Origin of the sequence: Collinsella sp. TF06-26, from assembly GCF_002232035.1 — a bacterium.
In the GTDB taxonomy this organism is placed as follows: Bacteria; Actinomycetota; Coriobacteriia; order Coriobacteriales; family Coriobacteriaceae; genus Collinsella.
Window position 1 is genome coordinate 1 of the sequence record NZ_NKXR01000022.1, and the last position, 22,583, is coordinate 22,583.

General features: G+C 62.8%; 21 protein-coding genes. 10 read left to right on the forward strand and 11 right to left on the reverse strand.

Annotated features, from left to right (window positions below; translation table 11 throughout):
- Positions 1 to 363: 363 nt before the first annotated feature.
- The 8 genes from CHY22_RS09435 to trxA all read right to left on the reverse strand — a co-directional run bounded on the left by CHY22_RS09435 (position 364) and on the right by trxA (position 7,540).
- On the reverse strand, positions 364 to 1,032 hold the full coding sequence (locus CHY22_RS09435; RefSeq protein WP_089573630.1) for an HAD family hydrolase: 669 nt from the start codon (positions 1,030 to 1,032) through the stop codon (positions 364 to 366).
- 105 nt (positions 1,033 to 1,137) lie between these two features.
- Entirely contained in the window at positions 1,138 to 2,172 is a 1,035-nt protein-coding gene (hypE, locus tag CHY22_RS09440; RefSeq protein WP_089573631.1) for a hydrogenase expression/formation protein HypE, read from the reverse strand.
- Between the two features lie 48 nt (positions 2,173 to 2,220).
- Positions 2,221 to 3,333, reverse strand: a complete 1,113-nt coding sequence (gene hypD, locus CHY22_RS09445; RefSeq protein WP_233502883.1) for a hydrogenase formation protein HypD — start codon at positions 3,331 to 3,333, stop codon at positions 2,221 to 2,223.
- Positions 3,333 to 3,593 carry a HypC/HybG/HupF family hydrogenase formation chaperone gene (locus CHY22_RS09450; protein ID WP_089573632.1) on the reverse strand — a complete coding sequence of 87 codons (261 nt, stop codon included), beginning with the start codon at positions 3,591 to 3,593 and terminating at the stop codon, positions 3,333 to 3,335. Before CHY22_RS09450 ends, hypD begins: the two co-directional genes overlap by 1 nt.
- Before the next feature lie 131 nt (positions 3,594 to 3,724).
- Positions 3,725 to 6,193, reverse strand: a complete 2,469-nt coding sequence (gene hypF / locus CHY22_RS09455; RefSeq protein ID WP_089573633.1) for a carbamoyltransferase HypF — start codon at positions 6,191 to 6,193, stop codon at positions 3,725 to 3,727.
- A gap of 42 nt (positions 6,194 to 6,235) precedes the next feature.
- Positions 6,236 to 6,748, reverse strand: a complete 513-nt coding sequence (gene nikR / locus CHY22_RS09460; RefSeq protein WP_199408792.1) for a nickel-responsive transcriptional regulator NikR — start codon at positions 6,746 to 6,748, stop codon at positions 6,236 to 6,238.
- Between the two features lies 1 nt (position 6,749).
- Positions 6,750 to 6,998, reverse strand: coding sequence for a hypothetical protein (locus CHY22_RS09465; protein ID WP_006235225.1), 249 nt, complete (start codon positions 6,996 to 6,998; stop codon positions 6,750 to 6,752).
- 221 nt (positions 6,999 to 7,219) lie between these two features.
- The gene (gene trxA, locus CHY22_RS09470; RefSeq protein ID WP_022093990.1) at positions 7,220 to 7,540 is read right to left on the reverse strand and encodes a thioredoxin; all 321 of its coding nucleotides are present in this window, start codon (positions 7,538 to 7,540) and stop codon (positions 7,220 to 7,222) included.
- 136 nt (positions 7,541 to 7,676) lie between these two features.
- Here trxA and CHY22_RS09475 point away from each other — a divergent pair, with 136 nt between their 5' ends.
- A complete protein-coding gene (locus CHY22_RS09475; RefSeq protein WP_089573634.1) occupies positions 7,677 to 8,252 on the forward strand; it encodes a hypothetical protein in 576 nt (191 codons plus the stop codon).
- A 74-nt stretch (positions 8,253 to 8,326) separates the two neighbouring features.
- On the opposite strand, the gene CHY22_RS09480 is transcribed toward CHY22_RS09475, so the two are convergent.
- Entirely contained in the window at positions 8,327 to 9,604 is a 1,278-nt protein-coding gene (locus CHY22_RS09480; RefSeq protein ID WP_089573635.1) for a GHKL domain-containing protein, read from the reverse strand.
- A complete protein-coding gene (locus CHY22_RS09485; protein WP_089573636.1) occupies positions 9,604 to 10,326 on the reverse strand; it encodes a LytTR family DNA-binding domain-containing protein in 723 nt (240 codons plus the stop codon). Before CHY22_RS09485 ends, CHY22_RS09480 begins: the two co-directional genes overlap by 1 nt.
- 293 nt (positions 10,327 to 10,619) lie before the next feature.
- Between CHY22_RS09485 and nadA the strand changes: the two genes are divergently transcribed.
- Genes nadA through CHY22_RS09505 form a run of 4 tightly spaced genes read left to right on the forward strand, consistent with a single transcriptional unit; the run spans position 10,620 to position 14,487 of the window.
- Positions 10,620 to 11,645: a quinolinate synthase NadA gene (gene nadA, locus CHY22_RS09490; protein WP_089573637.1), complete on the forward strand. Its 1,026-nt coding sequence runs from the start codon at positions 10,620 to 10,622 to the stop codon at positions 11,643 to 11,645.
- 56 nt (positions 11,646 to 11,701) lie between these two features.
- The gene (locus CHY22_RS09495; protein WP_233502882.1) at positions 11,702 to 13,078 is read left to right on the forward strand and encodes an FAD-binding protein; all 1,377 of its coding nucleotides are present in this window, start codon (positions 11,702 to 11,704) and stop codon (positions 13,076 to 13,078) included.
- Positions 13,079 to 13,081: 3 nt separating this feature from the next.
- The gene (nadC, locus tag CHY22_RS09500; RefSeq protein WP_089573638.1) at positions 13,082 to 13,942 is read left to right on the forward strand and encodes a carboxylating nicotinate-nucleotide diphosphorylase; all 861 of its coding nucleotides are present in this window, start codon (positions 13,082 to 13,084) and stop codon (positions 13,940 to 13,942) included.
- On the forward strand, positions 13,942 to 14,487 hold the full coding sequence (locus CHY22_RS09505) for a transcription repressor NadR (RefSeq protein WP_089573639.1): 546 nt from the start codon (positions 13,942 to 13,944) through the stop codon (positions 14,485 to 14,487). Before nadC ends, CHY22_RS09505 begins: the two co-directional genes overlap by 1 nt.
- 204 nt (positions 14,488 to 14,691) lie before the next feature.
- On the opposite strand, the gene CHY22_RS09510 is transcribed toward CHY22_RS09505, so the two are convergent.
- Positions 14,692 to 14,877, reverse strand: a complete 186-nt coding sequence (locus CHY22_RS09510; protein ID WP_006235216.1) for a 4Fe-4S binding protein — start codon at positions 14,875 to 14,877, stop codon at positions 14,692 to 14,694.
- A 595-nt stretch (positions 14,878 to 15,472) separates the two neighbouring features.
- Here CHY22_RS09510 and dnaK point away from each other — a divergent pair.
- From dnaK to CHY22_RS09535, 5 genes are all read left to right on the forward strand, one after another.
- Entirely contained in the window at positions 15,473 to 17,365 is a 1,893-nt protein-coding gene (gene dnaK, locus CHY22_RS09515) for a molecular chaperone DnaK (protein WP_089573640.1), read from the forward strand.
- Between the two features lie 2 nt (positions 17,366 to 17,367).
- Positions 17,368 to 18,210 carry a nucleotide exchange factor GrpE gene (locus tag CHY22_RS09520; RefSeq protein WP_089573641.1) on the forward strand — a complete coding sequence of 281 codons (843 nt, stop codon included), beginning with the start codon at positions 17,368 to 17,370 and terminating at the stop codon, positions 18,208 to 18,210.
- Positions 18,211 to 18,318: 108 nt separating this feature from the next.
- Entirely contained in the window at positions 18,319 to 19,284 is a 966-nt protein-coding gene (locus CHY22_RS09525) for a DnaJ C-terminal domain-containing protein (protein WP_089573642.1), read from the forward strand.
- Between the two features lie 72 nt (positions 19,285 to 19,356).
- A complete protein-coding gene (locus CHY22_RS09530; protein WP_089573643.1) occupies positions 19,357 to 19,773 on the forward strand; it encodes a helix-turn-helix transcriptional regulator in 417 nt (138 codons plus the stop codon).
- Between the two features lie 286 nt (positions 19,774 to 20,059).
- Positions 20,060 to 22,360, forward strand: coding sequence for a hydratase (locus CHY22_RS09535; RefSeq protein ID WP_089573644.1), 2,301 nt, complete (start codon positions 20,060 to 20,062; stop codon positions 22,358 to 22,360).
- Positions 22,361 to 22,583 lie beyond the last annotated feature (223 nt).

Genomic DNA, 22,583 nt, shown 5'->3' on the forward strand with positions numbered 1-22,583 from the left:
GTGGCCGCCGCGGCTGAATTAGACACTCACCATTGTCGGCCTAATCCGCGGTCTTTCATGCAGCAGGGGCTCTCAATGTTTTATGTCCTGCTCATATCGTCTCTGCCGGCAGTTGGGGACACTCCTTGCGCCAGCGTTGCATCGAATGCTCGGGAAAATGCAGCCCGGTTTTTGGCCGAATAGCGGGTCGCGGTTTCCGGATGGGGTGGGTTGTGGAAAGTGCGACCCGGAATATTGCTCTGAAACGGGATGCCGTTTCCCCGACAAGGCTCAACCGGAAAGCGCATCCCATTCTGGGGCGGCAAAACGGGATGCGCTTTCCGCGCGACAGAATCTATGCAGCCGTGTTGAGCGACAGCCCCGCTACTCGCCCAGAATCAGCGCCGCGAGCTCGTCTTGGGTGTCCACCACGTAGTCGGCGCCGGCGGACTCCAGCTCTGCGCGGCCGCGGAAGCCCCAGCTGACACCGGCGCTCTTGAGGCCGGCGTTGTGACCGGTCAGAACATCGACATTGGAATCGCCCACATAGAGCGTGGTTGCCGGGTCGGCGCCTAGCTCTTCCATCACATGCAGCGTAACAGGCGCCTCGGGCTTGGGAGGAAACGCATCGACGCGGCCCTGCACCAGCGCAAAGCGCTCGGAACCAAAGTATTTTTCGATAAGCGGAGCGGCCGAAACATGGTCCTTGTTGGTGAGCACGGCAAGCTGCACGCCCGCGGTGCGCAGGCGGTCGAGCATCTCGATCGTACCGGCGTACGGTGCGGTGTGGTCCTCCTTGTGCTCGCCGTAGTAAGCCCTAAACTCGGCAAGCGTCTGCTCAAACATACGGCCGTCGCCCGCATACTCGGCAGGCATAAAGCGCTCGACCAGCTTGAGCATGCCGTTTCCCACCTTGTAGCGGTACTCGTCTACGGCAAACGTGGGCCAGCCGTGCGTCTCGCAGGTATGGTTGCCGGCGGCCGCCAGGTCCTCGAGCGTGTTGAGGATGGTGCCATCCAGATCAAAGATCACATGGGAAAAAGCTGCTGCCATGGGTGCTCCTGCCGCTTGAGTTGTAAAACGCACCCCATGATACTTGGCATGCGTGCCGGGCATGTTTGGAATCTGAATATCTTTAATAGCCCTGAGCCTTTGTCGTTAGCAAATCCTCGGCAGCTGCTCTCCTACGAGCATGTCGAGGATGCGGGTCGAGCCCCAGCCGGTGCGCACGCGCACGGCGGGGCGGGCGTCCTCGGCAAGCGGCAGCACGCGACCGATAATAGCGGCATTCTCGCCGTAGCGGGCGGCGCGCATGGCGGCCAGTGCCGCATCTGCCTGTTCGGCCGGCACCACAGCGACCATCTTGCCCTCGTTTGCCACCTGCAACACATCGTAGCCGAGCATCTCGCAGGCTGCCTGCACGTCGGGGCGCACGGGCACGGCATCCTCGTCGACCTCCATGGCAACGCCGCTGGCCTGGGCAAACTCGTTGAGCGTGGACGCCAGGCCACCGCGCGTGGGGTCGCGGAAGCAGCGGGTGTCGGGGGCGGCGGCGAGCACATCGGCAATCAGATGATTGAGCGGCGCAGCGTCGCTTTCGATGTTGCTCGAAAACGCCAAGCCCTCGCGCTGGCTCATGATGGCGATGCCGTGGTCGCCTAGCGTACCCGATACCAGGATGGCGTCGCCGGGCCGACAGTTTGCACCGCTGAGCGCTACGCCCGCGGGCACCTCGCCCACGCCGGCGGTATTGATGTAGACGCCGTCGGCACCGCCACGCTCGACCACCTTGGTGTCGCCGGTGATTATGGACACGCCCGCCTCGCGCGCCGTTTCGGCCATGGTCTGCACAATCTGGCGCAGCTTGTCCATGGGATAGCCCTCTTCGAGGATAAAGCCGCATGAGAGGTAGCGCACGTTAGCGCCCGAGGTCGCGACGTCGTTGACGGTTCCGCATACGGCGAGTCGGCCGATATTGCCGCCGGGGAAGAACTGCGGCGTTACCACAAAGCTGTCGGTCGACATGGCGATTCGCCCGCTTGCGGGCAGTACGGCGACACCGGCATCGTTGCCCGCAAGCAGCTCGGGCGACCCAAAGGCATCCAAAAAGACCTCATCGATGATGCGTTTCATCATCTGGCCGCCGGAGCCGTGGCCCAGCAGGACGGTGCTATCGGTAACGCTATGGGACATATCGAAAACTCCAATCGTGGGTGGTGCCGGTGTGCGGGTGTGTCCGGGCTAGTCGCGGTAGCGGTAGTACGCCGCGCAGCTGCCCTCGGAGCTCACCATGCACGGGCCGACGGGGTGCTCGGGCGTGCAGGTGCGGCCAAAGAGCGGGCAGCTGCTCGGCGCAATGGCCCCGCGCAGCACGTCGCCGCAGCGGCACCCACGCGGCTCGACCGTCGTCTCAACGGGCACGTCAAAGCGAGTGCGGGCATCAAAGCGCGAGAACTCGGGGCGGATGGAAAGGCCCGAGTTGGCAATCGGCCCCAGCCCGCGCCACGTGGTGTCGCATGGCTCAAACACCTGCTCGACCAGCTGGCGCGCCACGGGGTTGCCGTCTGCGTTGACGCCACGGCGGTAGGCGTTGTCGATTGCGGGCTGCCCCTCAACAACCATCTGGACCAGCATGCAGATGCCCTGCAGAATATCGACCGGCTCAAATCCGGTGACTACGCCTGGGGTCTCGAACTCATCGACCAAAAAGTCAAAGGGGGCTAAGCCCGTGATGGTGGCGACGTGTCCCGGAAGGATAAAGCCGTCGATAGTGGTCTCGGGATCGTTGGCGATGGCGCGCAGCGCCGGCGGCGTGGTCTTGTGGGCGCAATAGACCGAGAAGTTCTGGAGTCCGCGTGCATCGGCCTCCAAGATGGCGGCGGCGATGGTGGGCGTCGTGGTCTCAAAGCCGACGCCCATAAAGATGACCGGGCGATCGGGGTTGTGTTCGGCGATATCGAGTGCATCGAGCGGGGAGTACACAATGCGAATATCGCGCCCCGCCGCCTTTTGCGCGGCGAGCGAGGTAGACGACCCGGGCACGCGCATCATGTCGCCAAAGGTGGTGATGATGGCGCCGTCCATCTTGGCGAGCGCGATTGCATGGTCGATATCGCGGTTGGCGGTAACACAGACGGGGCAACCCGGACCGCTCAGCAGTTTGAGCCCGGCAGGCATAATGGAGCGAAAGCCATAGCGACCGATGCTCACGGTGTGCGTGCCGCAGACTTCCATAAGGTTGATGGCGCGGTCGCCGACGAGTTCACGGATGTGCTCGATGAGCTCGCGAGCCAGCTTGGGATCGCGGAATGCCGAGAAGTCGATACCGGAGCGAGCCGGCTGTCCGGCCGCCACTAGTAAGCCTCCGCCGGGTTGGTGGCCAGCTGGTCTTCTTCGACCAGTTCGGTCATGGTGTTGACCAGGTCGAGCGTCTCCTGCGCCTCCTGCTCGTCGACAATCTGAATGCCAAAGCCGGCGTGCACGAGAATATAGTCGCCTACCTGTGCCGTCGGCACGAGGCGCAGCGAAACGGGGCGCTCGATGCCCATCATGTCGACGGTCGCCTTAAGGTCGTCGTCGCGTTTGACCACTTTACCGGGAACGGCAAGGCACATAATGTTCCCCTTTTATACGTTTTGCGCTGGATAGGCGCCTAATTACCCATCAGTTGATGGTAGCGCTCGCGGGAGTCACGAGCAAACGCGTTACACCTGTGAGACGGCGGCGCGCAGGCTGGCAAAACAGCCTATCGCGATGCCGTCTGCGCGAGGCGAGCGCGAGCGATGGCGGCCTGACCGTAGGCGATGCAGCCGTCGTTGACGGGCACGGCGTGGGAGACCAAGACGGCAAGACTGGCGTCTTTGAGTTCGTGGGTAAGGAGCCGAAGCAAAAGTCGGTTCATGAACACGCCGCCCGAGAGCGCGACGGTGTCGAGGTCTTCACGGACGCAGATCTCGCTTGCGATGCGGGCCGACGCGCGTGCGATGGCGACATGGAAGTCGAGCGCGAGCTTGCCGGCGGGCACGCCGGTCCTGATTCCCTCCAAAAGCGCCTCAAAAAGCGGTCTGGAGTTCAGAACATGGCAGTCGTCCGGACGGGATGATTCGGTTACGGAAAAGCTGGCCATATTGCCGGTGGGGCAGGCACTTTCACTGCTGAATGCGCGCCAGGCGGCGGCTTCGAGTTCTATGGCGGGTTCGCCCTCGTAGGTTGCCTTGTCGCAGATGCCCAGAATTGCTGCCGCGGCATCAAAGAGACGTCCCATGCTGCTGGTACGCGGGCTGTTGATGCCGCGCTCGATCATGGTGGCTGTCACGCTACGCGTTTGCTCGTCGAGGCTGTCCAAAAGCTGAGCGGCGCCTGGGTGCTCGAGTAGGCCGAGTTCGCTGAGCAGGGCAAAGGCGTTGCGTCGAGCGTCGCGTACGGAGGCCGCCCCGCCGGGGAGCGCCCAGGTGAGCAAATGCGCGGTGCGCTCAAAGCCGTCAAGGCTGGCAACAAGAAACTCGCCGCCCCAAATGGTCCCATCGGTGCCGGCGCCGGTGCCGTCGAAGGCGATGCCAAGGACACGCGTGTCGGTTGCAAGCTGGCCCGCGGCGATGGCCTCGGCCATTACGCTCGCGATATGCGCATGATGGTGCTGCACCTCGACGAGCGGCAGATTGCATTTTCGCGCCTGCTCGCGCGCCCACTGGCCCGATAGATAGCTGGGGTGTAAATCGCAGGCCAAGGCGGCGGGCGCCAAGTCAAAGAGATCTTCCAAGCGCGTGCGCGCGGCGTTCCAGGCATCGAAGGTCCCGCCGTTTTCAACATCGCCGATATGCTGCGACACAAAACAGGTTGCCTCGCCGTTCGTCCCTTCGCGCGTGAGCGCAATCGTGGCCTTTTGTTGTGGCCCGCAGGCGAGCACGCAGGACGGAGCGCCGTCGAGCGCCGGCAGCGCTAACGGCTGCGGCGCATATCCGCGTGCGCGACGCACAGGCATGGCGGCGCCATCGACCACGCGCACCACGGAGTCGTCGTAGCGCGAGAGAATCGCGCGGTCGTTGCCGAGCAGCGCGTCGGCAATGCCGGCGGCAACGAGGCGCTCCCAGGCAAGGTCGTCATCGGTCTCGATGGGCTCTTCGCTCAGGTTTCCGCTGGTCATGACGAGTGCGTGCACACCGCGGGCTTCTGCTGCGGCAAGCAACAGATGCTGAAGCGGGGTGTAGGGGAGCATAACGCCGAGCTCGGGAAGGTCGTGCGCGACGGACGGCGCGAGCGCGAGGGCGTCGGGGGAGCCGCCGCTCTCGCAAACAGCACGTCGGCGCAGCAGCACAATGGGGCGAATGCTGCCGGCCAGCAAGCCGCGCTCAACGTCGTTGACATGGCACAGGCGTTCAACGTCGGCAAGGTCGCGCACCATAACGGCAAGCGGCTTGTTGCTGCGGCGTTTGCGACGACGAAGCTCGGCTACCGCCTGCTCGTTGGAGGCGTCACATGCCAAGTGAAATCCGCCCAGGCCCTTGATGGCGACGATGCCACCGCCGGCCAGCAGCTCAATGCAGCGCTCGATGATAGCGTCGCTGGCTTCGCGTGTGGTGCCGACGGCCGGCAACGCGGCGGCTTCGCCCGGCTCACCGCCCACGCTCGCTTCGCGCCACGTGATATGCGGCCCGCAATCAAAGCAGGCATCGGGCTGCGCGTGAAAACGCCGGTCGAGTGGGTCGGCATACTCCGCGGCACACTCAGGACACATGGGAAAACAATTCATCGACGTGGCCGCTCGGTCATAAGGCAGCGACCGGATGATGGTAAAGCGCGGTCCGCAGTTGGTACAGTTGATAAAAGGGTAGTGATAGCGCCGATCGGCGGGGTCGAACAACTCGCGCAGACAATCATCGCAGGTGGCGATATCGGGCGAGACGAGCGTCGTGTGCGCGGTCTGGTCCTGCGATGCCACAATACGAAAGCCCTGCTCATCGGCAGCGCTCCAGCCGCTAGGCTTCAAATCCGCAATATCGACTCGCTCAACGCGAGCCGCCGCGGGCGCATGCTCAGAAAGAGCAGCGACAAATCCGTCAACCGCCTCGGCACGGGCGTGCGCCTCGATATGCACGCCGTCGCCCGCGTTGAGCACCCATCCGCAAATGCCATGCGCCATGGCCTCGCGATACACAAACGGCCGCATGCCAACGCCCTGCACAATGCCCGTTACATGAATATGCACATGTCGCATGCGACACCCCTCATCAAAACCGACCAAATAGGGACAGGTGCGCTACAGCCCCAGGCTCTGCTTGGTGGCGGCGCACGTGAGCTCGCCGTGCTTAACGCCGCGCAGGCCCAGCAGACGGTCGGCTAGTTCGTAGACGCGCTCGCCGCGACCCTTGAGCGCCAGAATCTCCAAGCAGTTGTGGTGATCCAGATGCACGTGCATGGTCGATACGATCTCGTCGGTGTAGTCGTGCTGCACTTCGTCCAGACGGCGCGTCAGGTCGCCGGTATGGTGGTCGTAGATCATGGTGAGCGACCCGATAACATGCTCATTGGGCGTGCGCATCTGCTCCTTGGCGATCGAGGCGCGAATCAGGTCGCGCACGGCCTCGGAGCGGTTGGCCACGTCGCCGCGGCGCGCGATCTGTTCGTCGAAACGGCGCAGCAGGTCGTCCGGTGCGGTAACCGAAAAACGGACCAGCTCGGAGCCGGAGCCACTACAGTGGCAGCCCGCGTCGCCGTCCGCCCCGTGCGGATGCTCGTGCTCGTACCCGCAGCCGTGCTCGTGTTCGGCCACCTTACACCAGCTTCACGGAGCCGACGGAGTTGTGGTCGGCCTCGATGGCTTCCTCGTAGCCCTCGAGCGCGTCATGCGCCTCGTGCAACGCGGCCATGGCTGCTTCGAGCTTGGCGCCGATGCGCTCCATGTCAAAATTTTCGGTCGCATGCAGCAACTGATGGCTCCATTCGTGAGCGAGCTCGATGGTGTCGTCGACCTGCTTGACGCTCATGGCAAGCTGGCTCATGTTCATTCCAACATCATGCATGGGAAATCTCCTTTTGTATGGGGCAGTTCAGTGGTTCAGATTTTACTACGCCCACTCTGTGCGCAGCTGCATAAGAAAACGGGTGCGAGTCTGTGCGACTCGCACCCGTTCACTGGGGGCTGTTTGTAACTACCATACTATCCGTGGTCGCACGCGCCGCACCCGGCAGTCCGGCGAGCGGTGCAAAACCGCTCATGGACGGCGGGTAAGTAACAAGCGTATTACAGATGCTTTTCCAGCAGCGCCTGCAGCCTCGCCTTGGGCAGAGCGCCAACCGAGCGGTCAATCTCTTCGCCGTTCTTAAACACAATCAGCGTGGGGATGCTCATGACGCCATACTTCATGGCCAGGTCCTGGTTGTCGTCGACGTTGCATTTGGCAACGGCAAGCTTGCCCGCCAGCTCATCGGCAACCTCGTCAACGATGGGCGAGAGGGATCGACAGGGCCCGCACCAGGGTGCCCAAAAATCGACCAGCACGGGCAGGCTGTCGTTAACGATGGAATCGAAGTTCTCGGGGGTAATCTGATTAATGTCAGCCATGGTGACCTCCATAATGCGACGCGGCTCGGCCGCGTAAAACTCAGTACGACCGTGCTTATACCCAGCCGCCCGCAAAGCAACCACTCGCGGGCAGCTCTTTTATATAATGGTGGGCACGCAAACGATTGGAGAGCGCATGTCCACGTCACAAAGCCAGAAAAAAGAAGTCATCGCCCAGGCCGCCGAGCAGGAGCTCGCATCGCTTGTGGGCCGTGGCGTGCGCATCGCGGGCAACGCGTGCTCGCCGATCGTTCTGGTCAAAGGCGATTTGGACGAGGCCGAGCGCTCGGGCGGCGAGCTGGCTGCCGGTCCGGACGGTGCGGCGTTGCGCAAGGCGCTTGGGGCCATCGGCTACGCGCCCGAGGATTTTTGCGTGCTGGCAAGCGTCGCCGGCGTGGGTGACGGAGCGGTCGCGGTGGGCGAGACGCTGCCGTGCGAGCTGTTCCGCGAGGCACTTGAGGCCTTGGACCCCGAGGCGGTGCTGCTGCTCGACAACAACGCGGCTGACGCCATGCGCGAGACCTACGCCGATATGCTCGTGGCGATCGATGACTTCGACACCGCCATGCTCAAGCCCGGCCTGGTCGCCCATGTGCAGGGCCGCCGCGTGCTCGCGCTCGACGGCTTTGAGGCGGCACTCACCGACAAGGCCGCTAAGCAGCGCATGTGGGCCTACATCAAGCAGCTGACCCCGGCGGCCGCTCCGCTGTAGCGAGCCCGCGTCGACAAACGACCCCGAGCGGGCGAGCCGTACCCGCGGAACGCAAATCCGTCGCGCCCGCGCCCTTACATCACAGCGCGCAGCTCAAACCGATCGCCGTTAATGCGGAACTGGCAGTTGCCGTTCATGCGTTCGACGGCAAGCTTAATGCTCTTGGTTCCAAAGCCGTGCCCGGTGTGCGCGGCTACGGGCATGCCGTCGACCATGCGCGGCGCGCGGTCAAACGTGTTGGAAACCAACAGCAGCAGCTGGCTGTCCTCCAATCGCAGGTCAAAGTCGACGAATCGCTTTCCTTGGGGCGCGGCGCTTGCGGCGGTGATAGCGTTTTCCAAGGCATTCGAGAGCACGCTAAACAGGTCGGCGTCGCCTACGTGGACGGTTTCGGGTACGGCGGCGCGCAGGTTGGCGGTAATGCCGTTTCTATTGATATCCGAGTTGAATGACGAAAGCGCAATGTTTACGGTCTCGTTGGCGCAGAAGCGGCGTACGGCGGTGCGATCGCCGGCTTCGCAGAGTTCGTCGATGCGTTTGAGCGCCTCGTCGGTGTGGCCTTCCTCAATTAAAGCGCCCAGGCCGCGTAGGAAGTGGCGCATGTCGTGGCGAAGAATTGACAGCTCGCGCCCAGATTGACGCCAAGCCTCGAGCTCTTTGATGGCGGCGCTGTCGCGGGTTTCGAGCATCCAGCGCTCTCGCTCGGCGGTCTCCTTTTCTTCGTATTCGCGCAGGTAAACGGCAAGAAACATAAGATAGAAGGCACAGAGCGCAAATGCCAAAAACTCAACCGTCACCACCGAGCCCGAGTGGAACAGCGTGGTGTAGACGTTGGTGGCGTAGTCAAAGATGTAATAGACGAGCGGCAGGATTAAAAGGATGCCCAGCTCGGTGGGGCTTTTAATCGCCAGGCGGGGTCCAATGTCGCCGGCCCAATGCAGCAGGACGGCAAAGACGCCGAGCGTGGTAGCGATGCGTGCCAGATAGTACGCAATCTGAGAATTGGTTGCGGCAAAGGCGGCGATACCCATCCAATTGCTGAACTGACAGCTCAGATAGGCGCTGGTGACGCCCAATGCCGCGAGCAGCGGGCTCAGGCGGTAGCGCGCACACAAGTAGACGGTAAGCGGCAGGTGCACGACGAGCGGATAGACCTGACGGGCAAAAAGCTCTCCGCCAACGACATTGGCGATCGAAAAGGCAGCGCCGGTTGCGGCTCCGACCCCCACCAACTCGAGTGCATGGCGTCGATTGATTTCGATACCGCACAGCGCCGCCGAGGCAAAGACGCCAAAGAGTAGCGTTGTGGCGTGGTGGATTGCCCAAAGGACCATTTCGACCGAGGAGATCATCAGCGCCTCCCGCCCTCAAAGCGCACCGCAAAGTAGGCGTCTTGGAACCCCTGCTTGCTGCTGCGCGACAGCGGAATGCACGCGCCGGAGCGCATGACGATGTCCGTGCGATCGAAGTGGTCGATGTTGCGCAAGTTGACCTGGTAGCTACGGTGGCATTTAAAGAAGATGGCATTTTGCGCCAAACGGTCCTCGACGCTGCGGAACGACTCGAGTGCCTCGATATCGCGTCCGTCGCGCAGGTGGAAGACCACGTGCTTGTTGCGCGCCTCGGCATATTCGATGTCGGACAGGTGCAGGGCGTGGTAGCCAAAGGACGTTTTGATCACGAGCTCGTCGGTTGCCGCCGGGCGCATGCTCGAAAGCTCGTCGAGTAACTGCGCCAGGCGTTCGTAAGTCACGGGCTTGAGCAGATAGTCGAAGGCGCGGACCTCGTAGGACTCCAGTGCAAACTCGGGCGATGAGGTGAGAAACACCAGACGCACGGCGGTGTCGGCCTGGCGCAATTCGCGCGCGGTGTCCATGCCGTTGACGAGCGGCATGATCATGTCGAGCAGGATGATGTCGGCGCGCGACGCGGCGTGGCGCGCCAGCAGGTCCTCGCCGCGCGTAACGAGCGCAACATCGACCGCCGTGCCCGTCTCGGTCGACCAACGGTCGATCATTCGGTGCAGCCTATCTAGAAAAGCGACGTCATCGTCGCAGGCAATAATCTTGAGCATTCTGAGCCCCCTTAGTAGTTCGATTTTGCCACATTGGGTGCGGACCGCTCGCGGAGGCGTGTCCCGTTTGCGCCCCACGGCGTGCAACTCGCGCCGAGCGGAATTGCGGTGGCGAAAGATGCCTCCTGCGCTATCGAGAGCTCGGCTATCCTCAGCTTGCCAGTTCGAATATGGACTTGCCGCATGGTCGAATCTTTATTTCAACTTTACACCTAGGTTTACAGCTGTCTTGTCAGCTGTAAACCTAGGTGTCATACTAAAGCCCCAAGATTCGCCAAAAGAGAGGGGCCTTGATGGCACAGAGCGCGAACATGGATGCGTCGGAGCTTGCACGCGATATCGCGGCCGGCCTAGCATCGGCAACGACGGCAACGGAGCGCGCGGCACTGGTGCCCGCAGAGCTCGTCGAGGCCATTCAGCAACTTAAAACCCAACGCGACGCGGTGATCCTGGCGCACTATTACGTGGCGCCCGAGGTTCAGGCTGTGGCCGATTACGTCGGCGACAGCTTCTACCTGGCAAAGCTTGCCAAGAGCCTGCCGCAGCAGACCATCGTGCTGTGCGGCGTGGAGTTTATGGGCGAGAGCGCCAAGCTGCTCAATCCCACCAAGACCGTGCTGCTGCCCGAGCCGGGCGCGGACTGTCCCATGGCGCACATGGTCAAGCGCGAGACGGTCGATGCGGCGCGCGCCGAGTACGGCGACGACCTGGCCGTGGTCTGCTACGTCAACTCCACGGTCGAGATCAAGAGCTGGAGTGACGTGTGCGTTACCAGCTCAAACGCCGTCAAGATCGTCTCCGAGCTGCCGCAGCAGCACATCTTGTTCATTCCCGACCAGAACCTGGGCCGCTTCGTAGCCGAGCAGGTGCCCCAAAAGCACGTCATCCTCAACAACGGCTACTGCCCGCGCCATCACATCATCACCGTCGAGCAGATCGTTGACGCGACGGAGGCCCACCCCGACGCGCTCGTGCTAGCGCATCCTGAGTGCAAGGCCGACGTCTTGGCCGAGGCCGACTACATCGGCTCCACCGCCGGCATCATCAAGTACGCCGAGGAGTCCGACGCGAGCGAGTTCATTATCGTGACGGTCCGCGGCGTGCTCTACGAGCTCGAGCGCCGCTGCGAGGGCACCGGCAAAAAGTTCTACTTCCCCGCGGTGCAGCCCACCTGCGTCAACATGGATCTCATCACGCTCGAAAAACTCGTGCGCTGCCTGGAGACGGGCGAGGGCGAGGTGCAGATCGGCGTGTCGGACGAGGCCGCCGACCAGGCCAAACTTACGCTCGACCGCATGCTCGAGTACGCGGCGCGCTAAGCCAATGTGACATGAGGGACAGTCCCTTATGTCACATAACAAGGGAGAGGATTCCTGTGGAAACCAAACAATACCCCGACATGGAGTGCGACGTTGTCATTGCCGGTTGCGGCGTGGCGGGCCTGTACGCGGCCCTCAATCTGCCGACGAGCACGCGCGTGATCATGCTCTCCAAGGGCGCTGTCGACGAGTGCGATTCGATGCTCGCGCAGGGCGGCATTTGCGTGCTGCCCGAGGGCTCGGACTACGATGCCTTCTTTGAGGACACCATGCACGCCGGCCACTACGAGAACCGCCGCGAGAGCGTCGACATCATGATCCGCTCGAGCCGCTCGGTCATCAACGACCTGCTGGCGATGGGCGTGGACTTTGAGCGCAGGGCCGACGGCAGCCTCGACTTTACCCGCGAGGGTGCGCACAGCCGCCCCCGCATTGCCTTCCATGCCGACATTACGGGCAAGGAGATCACGACCAAGCTGCTTCAGGCCGTTCGCAAACTGGATAACGTGCAGATTTTGGAGCACGTGGCCATGACCGACATCCTGACGGGCGAGCGTGACGGCGCCACGGTGTGTGCCGGTGTCGTCGCCGTTCCCGTGGACGAGGACAACTCGGTCCGCCCCGCCGACGAGCTGATAAATGCCGCCGAGGGCGCGCATGCCGGCGAGCCGTTTAAGATCCATGCCCGCCACACGCTGTGGGCAACGGGCGGCATCGGCGGCATATACGACCACTCGACCAACTATCCGCAGCTCACGGGCGATGCCTGCTACATCGCTCAGGAGCATGGCATTAAGATGGAGCACCTGGACTACGTGCAGATCCACCCCACGGGACTGTTCTCGCCGCAGCCAGGCCGCACCTTCCTGATCAGCGAGAGCTGCCGCGGCGAGGGCGCGATTTTGCTCAACGCCGCCGGTGAGCGCTTTACCGACGAGCTTCAGCCGCGCGATGTGGTCGCTGCCGCTATTCGCGAGCAGATGAAGCGGGACGGTACCGAGCACGAGTGGCTGAGCTTTGCCCCCGTCGAGCGCGATGTAGTGACCGGGCACTTTGCCAACATTCGCGCACGCTGCTTGGAGGACGGCCGCGACATCTTGGACGAGCCCATCCCCGTTACGCCTACGCAGCACTACTTTATGGGCGGCGTGTGGGTCGACAAGGACGGCCGCACCTCGATGCCCGAGCTCTACGCAGCCGGTGAGACGGCCTGCAACGGCGTGCACGGCAAGAATCGCCTGGCTTCCAACAGCCTGCTCGAGGCGCTGGTCTGGGGTCGTCGCGCCGCGTGGTACATGCGCACCGGCGAGTCGCTCGCCGTGGAGCAGGCGGGCGAGCCCGCGCTCGACGGGCGTCATCGCGCCCTGAGCGCCGACTCCCTGGCAATCGATGATTTGGCCCGTGCCGCCGGCACGCAGGCCGTGGAGGAGTAGACCATGAATCCCATTACCATGAAGCTCGTCGTCGATGATCTGATTCTGCAGGCTCTACGCGAGGACATTACGTTTGAGGACGTGAGCACGGCGAGCGTGTGCCCCACGGCGCGCCCCGCCACGGTGGAGCTCATCGCCAAGGCCGATGGCATCATCGCGGGCTTGGATGTGTTCGCCCGCACCTTTGAGCTGCTGGATTCGCAGAGCTCGGTGCTGTTTGATGTTGCCGACGGTGACGAGGTGCACGCCGGCGACCACGTGGGCCAGGTGCGCGGCGATGCGCGCGTGCTGCTTTCGGGCGAGCGCGTGGCGCTCAACTACCTGCAGCGCATGAGCGGTATCGCTACCTATACGCACAGAATGGCAGCGGCGCTCGAGGGTACCAAGACCGTGCTTGTCGACACACGCAAGACCACGCCGGGCATGCGCGTTTTCGAGAAGGCGGCGGTTGAGATCGGCGGCGGCAGCAACCATCGCTACAACCTGTCGACAGCCGTCATGCTCAAGGACAACCACATCGATGCCGCCGGTGGCGTGACGCGTGCGATCGAGATGGCGCGCGCCCATGCATCGTTTACCACGACGGTCGAGATCGAGTGCGAGAACCTGGACATGGTGCGCGAGGCCGTGGAAGCCGGCGCCGACATCATCATGTTCGACAACATGACCCACGACGACATGGCTGCCGCGATTGAGCTTATCGATGGCCGCGCCAAGACCGAGTGCTCGGGCAACGTGGACGCCAGCAACATTCGCGCCCTGGCCGATCTGGGTGTCGACTATATTAGCTCGGGCGCCCTGACGCACTCTGCGCCGATCCTCGACCTCTCGCTTAAGCACCTACGTCTGCTGGACGGTAAATAATGAACGCCCGCGAGCGTCGCCGTGCCATCATGGGCGTGCTCGAAGGAGCCAAGGAGCCCGTTTCGGGCAGCGCACTTGCCCGCGAGGTTGGCGTGAGCCGTCAGGTCGTGGTTCAGGATATTGCCCTGTTGCGTGCCGATGGGCACGATATCGTGGCGACCAACCGCGGCTACGTGCTGCAGGAAGCCGCGAGTAGCCCCGCCGTGCCCACGCGTCTTGTTAAGGTGCGCCACGGCGTGGAGCAGGCGGGCGACGAGCTTACGAGTATCGTCGACGCGGGTGGCGCCGTGCTCAACGTGATCGTCAACCATCGTGTGTACGGCAAGATCACGGCCGACCTGGACATCCGCAATCGTCGCGATGTTGAGCGCTACCTGCACGATATCGAGAGCGGCAAGAGCTTTCCACTACTAACGGTGACGAGCGGCTACCACTTCCATCGCATCGCGGCGGAGGACGAGCAGACCCTCGACGAGATCGAGGCCATACTCAAGGAGAAGGGCTACCTTGCCGATTTAATGCCCTACGAGGATGATTTGTCCTAACCCGATACTGTCTATATAAGTTGCGGTGAAATAGTTCCTACAATCGGCACCTAAGCAATGAGCCAGGAACTATTCCACCGCAACTGCCAAGGTAGCCCCGTCCCCAATTAGCTGCCTGTACAAACAAAAGGAGGCCTCCGCGGCGATGCGGAAGCCTCCTTTTTTGTGCACGGTGTACTTTTGAGTGTGCAAGTGGGGGAGTTGTTACTCCTCGACGATCTCGGTGATCGCGCCAGCGGGGCAAGCGTCCTGGCAAGCGCCACAGGCGACGCAGGAGTCCTCGTCGGCGACGGTAGCGACGTCCTGGAGCTCCAGAACGCCAGCGGGGCAGGAGTCGACGCAAACGCCACAAGCGATGCACTCGTCGGCATCAATTACGGGATGAGCCATGGTAGTTTCCTCTCTGTTGACCGACGCTACAGGCGATGCGCGCCGGTTTGATTCGGGCAAAAACATACCACGGGAGCGACCGTTTGCAATACCCTCTGGCCGGCATCTTCATACCGTTCGCCGAGTATGCCAAGGTTTACTAAAAAACGCGCAGGTGGGGCCGTTGAGCTGCGCAAATGTTAGCTATAGGTGACTTGTAATATTGACCTATTGAGCGCGCCTGCGGAAAGGGCATCCCGTTATTTGGCCGAAAACCGGGTCGCAGTTTCCGGTTGGGCCCGCTAGCGGAAACTGCGACCCGGTATCAGCTCTCAAAACGGGACGAGCTTTCCGCAAGGCAGCTCCAGACACCTTCGGACCCAAGCCTCAGCCATCTCTACATAGATCTCAATAGATCTGCCGAGAACTCAAACAGTGCATCTACCTGCGCATTTGAGAACCTAAACTCTCAGAGATAAGAAATCTTATATGAATTGACTTAGATTTTGTATATTCCGGCCCATAAGGGGATACACTACATCCTGAAAGACAAGCCGAAGCGCCACACGACAGACCGTCGAGGCGGCGCGAACGCAAAAGAGAGAGGGAATTTCTAATGAGTAAGATTCTTGGTATCGACCTTGGTACTACTAACTCCGCTATGGCCGTCCTCGAGGGCGGTTCTCCGACCATTATCGTGAACGCCGAGGGCGACCGCACCACCCCGTCTGTCGTGGGCTTCCGTGCTGACGGCGACCGCGTCGTGGGTAAGGCCGCTAAGAACCAGGCTGTCACCAACCCCAAGAACACCGTGTTTTCCATCAAGCGCTTCATGGGCCGCAAGTACTCCGAGTGCACCTCCGAGATCAAGACCGTGCCGTATGAGGTCAAGGAGGGCCAGGGTGGCCGTGCCGTCGTCGATATCGAGGGCAAGGATTACACCGCCGAGCAGGTGAGCGCCATGACGCTCGCAAAGATGAAGGCCGACGCCGAGAAGTATCTGGGCGAGACCGTCACCGACGCCGTCATCACCGTCCCGGCCTACTTCAACGACGCCCAGCGTCAGGCCACCAAGGATGCCGGTAAGATCGCCGGCCTTAACGTCAAGCGTATCGTCAACGAGCCGACCGCTGCTGCTCTGGCCTATGGCCTGGACAAGCAGGGCACCGACCAGCGCATTCTGGTCTTCGACCTGGGCGGCGGTACCTTCGACGTCTCCATCCTCGACCTCGCCGACGGCGTGTTTGAGGTTCTGTCCACCTCGGGCGACAACCACCTGGGCGGCGACGACTGGGATCAGCGCGTCATCGACTGGATGGCTGACAAGTTCCAGCAGGAGAACGGTGTCGACCTGCGTCAGGACCCCATGGCCCTGCAGCGTCTGAAGGAGGCCGCCGAGAACGCCAAGAAGGAGCTCTCCGCAGCCCAGCAGTCCACCATCAACCTGCCGTTCATCACCATGAACCAGTCCGGCCCGCTGCACCTCAACTACACGCTGACCCGCGCCGAGTTCGAGAAGATCACCCGCGACCTGCTCGAGCGCTGCAAGCAGCCTGTCACCAACGCCCTGCGCGACGCTAAGCTCAAGCTCTCCGATCTGACCGAGGTCATCCTCGTCGGCGGCTCCACCCGTATGCCCGCCGTCCAGGATCTGGTCAAGACCATGACCGGCAAGCAGCCCAACATGTCCGTGAACCCCGACGAGGTCGTTGCCGACGGCGCTGCCGTCCAGGGCGGCGTGCTCACCGGCGACGTCGAGGGCATCCTGCTGCTCGACGTTACCCCGCTGTCGCTGGGCGTCGAGACCATGGGCGGCATCATGACCAAGATGATCGACCGCAACACCACGATCCCGACCTCCAAGACCGAGGTCTACTCCACCGCTGCCGACAACCAGACCAGCGTCGAGATCAACGTGCTCCAGGGCGAGCGCGAGCTTGCCCGCGATAACAAGTCGCTCGGTAAGTTCCAGCTGACCGGCATCCCGGCTGCCCGCCGCGGCGTGCCGCAGATCGAGGTCACCTTCGACATCGACGCCAACGGCATCGTCAAGGTCTCCGCTAAGGACAAGGGCACCGGCAAGGAGCAGCAGATCACCATTTCCGGCTCCACCGCTCTGTCCGACGACGAAGTCGATCGTATGGTCAAGGACGCCGAGGCTCATGCCGAGGAGGACAAGAAGCAGAAGGAAGAGGTCGAGGTTCGCAATCAGACCGACAGCCTGTGCTACTCCACCGAGCAGACCCTCAACGAGCTGGGCGACAAGGTTTCCGCCGACGTGAAGTCCAAGGCCGAGTCCGCTATCGCCGACGCCAAGAAGGCGCTCGAGGGCTCTGACGTCGAGGCTATCAAGGCCGCTGGCGAGTCCCTGCAGTCCGTAGCCTACGAGCTGGCTCAGGTTGTCTACGCCGACGCTCAGCAGCAGACCGACGGCGCCGCCGGTGCCCAGCCTGCCGACGATGACGTTGTCGACGCCGACTACGAGGTTGTGGACGACGAGGACAAGTAATCATGTCCGCCCGTAAAGCTCGCACGGAGGCGGCCGCCGCTGGCGCCGCCCCCGTTGACTCTGAGGAGAAGGACGTGAAGATTCCCGTAGAGGCCGTCGACGATACCGAGGCCAACGAGGCCGAGGCCGCCGAGGCTGCCGAGAACCAGGTAGAGGATTCCAACAAGGAGGCGACGATGACCGAGGACGAGATGGTGGAAGCCGCTATCCGCGCCGGTGAGGAAGCCGCCGACAACGACTTTAAGCTCAAGTTCGAGCAGGCCCAAAAGGAGCTTGCCGACGTGCGCAGCGAGCTCGATGCTGCGGCAGAGGCCCAGAAGGCCGCCGAGGACAAGGCAAAGGACGCCACCGAGCGTACCGCCCGTCTGCAGGCCGACTGGGAGAACTTCCGTCGCCGCACTGCTAATGAACGTATCGCCGAGCGCGAGCGCGCGACCGAGAAGCTCGTCACTGCGCTGCTGCCGGTGGTCGACGATATCGAGCGCGCGATCGACCATGCCCGCAGCCAAGAGCTTTCTGACGACTTTAAGCAGTTCGTCGACGGCGTCGATGCGGTTCATGCCAAGCTGCTCGACGTGTTTGCACACGAGGGCGTTGAGCCCATCGACCCCAAGGGCGAGGCGTTCGATCCGCTCGAGCACCAGGCTGTGGGTCGCGTCGAGGACGCATCGCAGTACGACGAGACCGTCAACGACGTGTACCAGAAGGGCTACCGCATGGCGGATCGCATTCTGCGTTCCGCGATGGTGACGGTGACCTACGGTGGCGAGAAGCGCCCCGCACCGGAGCCCGAAGCGGCGCCCGAGGATGCTGCGGCCGATACGGCTGAGAGCACCGAGGAGTAATTGAGAAGGGCCCCGGGGCAACACCCGGGGCCCTTTCTGACCTAGTGCCATATGAAAGCATGAGCCGCCGTCCGCAGGGGCGGCGGACGTAACAGGAGAGGAGCTACGATGGCTGCAGGCAAAACCTTCTATGACATCCTGGGCGTATCCAAGAGCGCCTCCGACAAAGAGATCAAGAGCGCGTTTCGCAAGCTCGCGCAAAAATATCACCCCGATGCCGGCGGCGACGAGGCTAAGTTTAAGGAGATTAGCGAGGCCTACGAGACGCTTTCGGACGAGAAGAAGCGCAAAGAGTACGACCAGATGCTCATGTTCGGCGGCATGCCGGGCGCAGGCGGCGCGTATGGCGGCGGCTACGGTGCCGGCGCGGGCGCCAGCGGCTGGGGCGATATCTTCGACAGCATCTTTAGCGGCAACGGCGCCTGGGGCAGCGATTGGGGCTCGGGCTTTGCCGGGGCTGCGGGTAACGCCGGTGCCGGCGCGGGTCGCAGCCGCGCTCGCAAGGGCGGCGACCTGTCGCTGACCGTCGATGTGACGGCCGAGGACGCGTTTCGCGGCGTGACGCACAAGGTCACCTACCGCATTCCCTCGACGGGCGAACAGCAGACCATTACGGTCTCGGTGCCCGCGGGCGCGGTCGACGGCGGCAAGCTGCGCTACAAACGTCGCGGCGAGTATGGCGTTGCCGGCGGCGAGCGCGGCGACCTGGTCGTGACCACGCACGTGGAGGAGCATCCGCTGTTTAAGCGTAAAGGTGCCGACGTGACCATGGAGGTACCGGTCTCGGTCTACGAGGCGGCGCTCGGCTGCACGGTGGACGTGCCGACGCCCGGCGGTGCGACGGTTCGTCTGAAGGTGCCCGCGGGTACCCAGACGGGCAAGAAGTTCCGCTTTAAGGAAATGGGGGCGCCCGACGTTAAGCACCGTGGCCGTACGGGCGCGCTGCTCGTCGAGATCAAGGTGCAGGTCCCCACGAACCTATCCGATGACGAGCGCGATGCCATGACCAAGCTGCGCGAGGTCGACACGCGCGATTATCGCGAGAAGGTCAACCGTTACAAGGCGACGTACTAGGGCGGTCGTGGCGCACACCCGCGCCCGCGGGCTTATGATGGACGATAACGAGACGGAAAGGGGTCAGGTAGCATGGCCGAGGACAATAGGAACAAACCGCTGTACATGATCAGCGTGGCGGCCGAGCTGACCGGCATGCATCCGCAGACTCTGCGCGTCTACGAGTCCAAGGGCCTGGTGAACCCCCAGCGCTCGGGCGGCAACACGCGTCTGTATTCGCGTGCCGATATCGAGCGCCTGGAGCTCATCAACCAGCTGACTGACGAGGGCATCAACCTTGCCGGCGTGGTGCGCATCCTCGATATGAAGGAGCGTGCCGAGGAGCGCGAGCGCGAGAACGAAAAACTCCGCGCACGCGTGCGCCAGCTCGAGGACGAGCTGCACGAGTACAAGATGCAGAAGAAGATCACCGCCCTGGCCCCGCGCGACGGCTCGGTCAACCCCGAGCAAGTCATGCGCAAGCTGCTAGGTACGGGTAGCGACCTATAGCTCCGCCGACGCTGCCGGGCACTCATTGGGGACAGACTTAAATGAGTGCCCGCAGAATGAGAGTGATAATCTCCCGTTTTTGGCCTGTTTGCAGGCTCAAAGTGGGAGATTATCCACTCTCGTCATTTCGGCGTCTAAGTCTGCCCCCGGCACCCAACTCGTTCTTTGCTTTACTGAGATAAAGTGAACGTGCAGATTCGTAACCCACTCGCAACCGTTCTATGGCACGATATTGAACGAATGTATGCTATGCGCCCAAATCGTTTTGGGCAGAGTGGGAGACAGTATGGTCAAGCTGTACGAGGACGGCATCTACCTGCGCGGCGGCAGCGAGGTTGTGCCTGCGGCCGAGGCTGCCGAGCGCGGTATTACGCAGACGCCCGAGGATGCCAAGCGCGGCACCATCGCGTATTCGATCCTCCAGGCACACAATACGTCCGGAGATCCCGAGGCACTCAAGATTCGCTTCGACGCCATGGCGAGCCACGACATCACCTTTGTCGGCATCATCCAGACGGCGCGCGCCTCGGGCATGGAGCAGTTCCCGCTGCCTTACGTGCTCACCAACTGCCATAATTCGCTGTGCGCCGTGGGCGGCACCATCAACGAGGACGACCACGTTTTCGGTCTCTCGGCCGCCAAGAAGTACGGTGGCATCTTCGTTCCGCCGCATATCGCCGTTATCCACTCCTTTATGCGTGAGAACTTCGCGGGCTGCGGCAAGATGATCCTGGGTTCCGACTCGCACACCCGCTACGGCGCTCTGGGCACTATGGCCGTGGGCGAGGGCGGCGGCGAGCTGGCAAAGCAACTGCTGCGCGACACCTACGACGTCGCCTATCCCGGCGTCGTCGCCATCTACCTCACGGGTGCCCCGCGCCCCGGCGTCGGCCCGCACGATGTGGCGCTCGCCATCATCCGCGCTGTCTTTGCCAAGGGCTACGTCAAGAACAAGGTCATGGAGTTTGTGGGCCCCGGCATCGCGAGCATGACGACCGACTACCGCAACGGCGTCGACGTCATGACCACCGAGACCACCTGTCTGTCGAGCATCTGGGCCACCGACGAGGACACGCACGCATTCCTGGCCATGCACGGCCGCGGCGACGACTACCGCGAGCTCAAGCCTGCCGATGTTGCCTACTACGACGGCTGCGTCGAGGTCGATCTGTCGAGCATCAAGCCCATGATTGCGCTGCCGTTCCATCCTTCCAACGGCTTTGAGATTGACGAGCTCAACGAGAACCTCGAGGACATCCTTCACGAGGTGGAGCTCGAGGCCGCTAAGATCGGCGAGGGCAAGACGCACTTTAGCCTGCTCGACAAGATTGTCGACGGCAAGCTGCACGTGCAGCAGGGCGTTATCGCCGGCTGCTCGGGCGGCAACTACGACTCCGTGGTCCAGGCTGCCCGCGTGCTCAAGGGCGCCAACACCGGCTGCGGCGAGTTCTCGCTGTCGGTCTATCCCACGAGCCAGCCCGTGGCACTCGAGCTTACACGCCGCGGCTATATCTACGACCTTATGGAGGCCGGCGCGATCGTGCGCACGGCATTCTGCGGCCCGTGCTTCGGTGCCGGCGACACGCCCGCCAACAACGGCCTGTCGATCCGCCACACTACGCGCAACTTCCCCAACCGCGAGGGCTCCAAGCCGGGCAATGGCCAGCTGAGCGCCGTGGCTCTGATGGACGCCCGTTCCATTGCGGCGACGGCTGCCAACGGCGGCATCCTGACGCCGGCGACCGACCTGCCCGAGGACACCTGGGACGAGGCTTGCGAGTACACCTTCGACGACGCGCCGTACAAGAAGCGCGTGTACTGGGGCTTTGGCAAGGCGGAGCCTGCCGACGAGCTGGTCGAAGGCCCCAACATCAAGCCGTGGCCCGCGATGGAGCCTCTCGGCGACGACATTCTGCTCAAGGTGTGCTCCAAGATCATGGACCCGGTCACTACGACCGACGAGCTCATTCCTTCGGGCGAGACGAGCTCCTTCCGCTCCAACCCGCTGGGCCTGGCCGAGTTTACGCTGAGCCGCCGCGATCCGGCCTACGTCGGTCGTTCCAAGGAGGTCGACGCCGTGGAGAAGCGTCGCGTGGCCGGCGAGGCCGCGGGTGACCTGGCGGCGCTCGATGCCGAGCTTGCCGGCGTGTTTGAGGCACTGGCTGGCGCGGGTGTCGCGGCCGATGCCAAGGCGACCGAGTACGGCTCCATGCTCTATGCCAAGAAGCCGGGCGACGGTTCTGCCCGCGAGCAGGCCGCGAGCTGCCAGCGCGTGATCGGCGGCCTGGCCAACATCGTTCACGAGTACGCCACCAAGCGCTATCGCTCCAACGTGATGAACTGGGGCATGGTGCCCTTCCAGATGGAGGCCGAGCCCAGCTTTGAGGTGGGCGACTACGTCTTTGTGCCGGGCATCCGTGCCGCGCTCGATGGCGACCTAAAGGACATCGCCGCCTACGTGGTGCGCGCCGATGGTGCGGTCGAGCAGATTGTGCTCTACATTGCCGATATGACGGCCGAAGAACGTGCCATCGTCAAGGCCGGCTGTCTGATCAACTACAACAAGTTCAAGGCCGCTGCCGAGTAACGCACTTAATTGTCCGCCCGGGGCTTACCCTTTCCCGCCCGCTCACGCGCTTCGCGAGGGTCGCGTTCGGGAAAGGGTAAGCCCCGGGCTACATTTCTGCGTTCTCGTTGGGTCTTGAGGGACGCTAATAAATAGACTTACTTGATGCCGCCCCTTTTTATTGGGGCGGCTTCTTTTTCAAGACTTTAGTCTGCTGGCCGCGCAGCGGCCAGCTTTAAACCAC

Coding starts and splice junctions, on each gene's coding strand:
- CHY22_RS09505 (WP_089573639.1), top strand. CDS start 13,942: ATGAACGCCCGCGAGCGTCGCCGTGCCATCATGGGCGTGCTCGAAGGA.
- CHY22_RS09450 (WP_089573632.1), bottom strand. CDS start 3,593: ATGTGCCTTGCCGTTCCCGGTAAAGTGGTCAAACGCGACGACGACCTT.
- CHY22_RS09485 (WP_089573636.1), bottom strand. CDS start 10,326: ATGCTCAAGATTATTGCCTGCGACGATGACGTCGCTTTTCTAGATAGG.
- CHY22_RS09465 (WP_006235225.1), bottom strand. CDS start 6,998: ATGCATGATGTTGGAATGAACATGAGCCAGCTTGCCATGAGCGTCAAG.
- CHY22_RS09435 (WP_089573630.1), bottom strand. CDS start 1,032: ATGGCAGCAGCTTTTTCCCATGTGATCTTTGATCTGGATGGCACCATC.
- nadC (WP_089573638.1), top strand. CDS start 13,082: ATGAATCCCATTACCATGAAGCTCGTCGTCGATGATCTGATTCTGCAG.
- nadA (WP_089573637.1), top strand. CDS start 10,620: ATGGCACAGAGCGCGAACATGGATGCGTCGGAGCTTGCACGCGATATC.
- CHY22_RS09475 (WP_089573634.1), top strand. CDS start 7,677: ATGTCCACGTCACAAAGCCAGAAAAAAGAAGTCATCGCCCAGGCCGCC.
- CHY22_RS09520 (WP_089573641.1), top strand. CDS start 17,368: ATGTCCGCCCGTAAAGCTCGCACGGAGGCGGCCGCCGCTGGCGCCGCC.
- CHY22_RS09480 (WP_089573635.1), bottom strand. CDS start 9,604: ATGATCTCCTCGGTCGAAATGGTCCTTTGGGCAATCCACCACGCCACA.
- CHY22_RS09535 (WP_089573644.1), top strand. CDS start 20,060: ATGGTCAAGCTGTACGAGGACGGCATCTACCTGCGCGGCGGCAGCGAG.
- CHY22_RS09530 (WP_089573643.1), top strand. CDS start 19,357: ATGGCCGAGGACAATAGGAACAAACCGCTGTACATGATCAGCGTGGCG.
- trxA (WP_022093990.1), bottom strand. CDS start 7,540: ATGGCTGACATTAATCAGATTACCCCCGAGAACTTCGATTCCATCGTT.
- CHY22_RS09525 (WP_089573642.1), top strand. CDS start 18,319: ATGGCTGCAGGCAAAACCTTCTATGACATCCTGGGCGTATCCAAGAGC.
- hypF (WP_089573633.1), bottom strand. CDS start 6,193: ATGCGACATGTGCATATTCATGTAACGGGCATTGTGCAGGGCGTTGGC.
- hypE (WP_089573631.1), bottom strand. CDS start 2,172: ATGTCCCATAGCGTTACCGATAGCACCGTCCTGCTGGGCCACGGCTCC.
- dnaK (WP_089573640.1), top strand. CDS start 15,473: ATGAGTAAGATTCTTGGTATCGACCTTGGTACTACTAACTCCGCTATG.
- CHY22_RS09510 (WP_006235216.1), bottom strand. CDS start 14,877: ATGGCTCATCCCGTAATTGATGCCGACGAGTGCATCGCTTGTGGCGTT.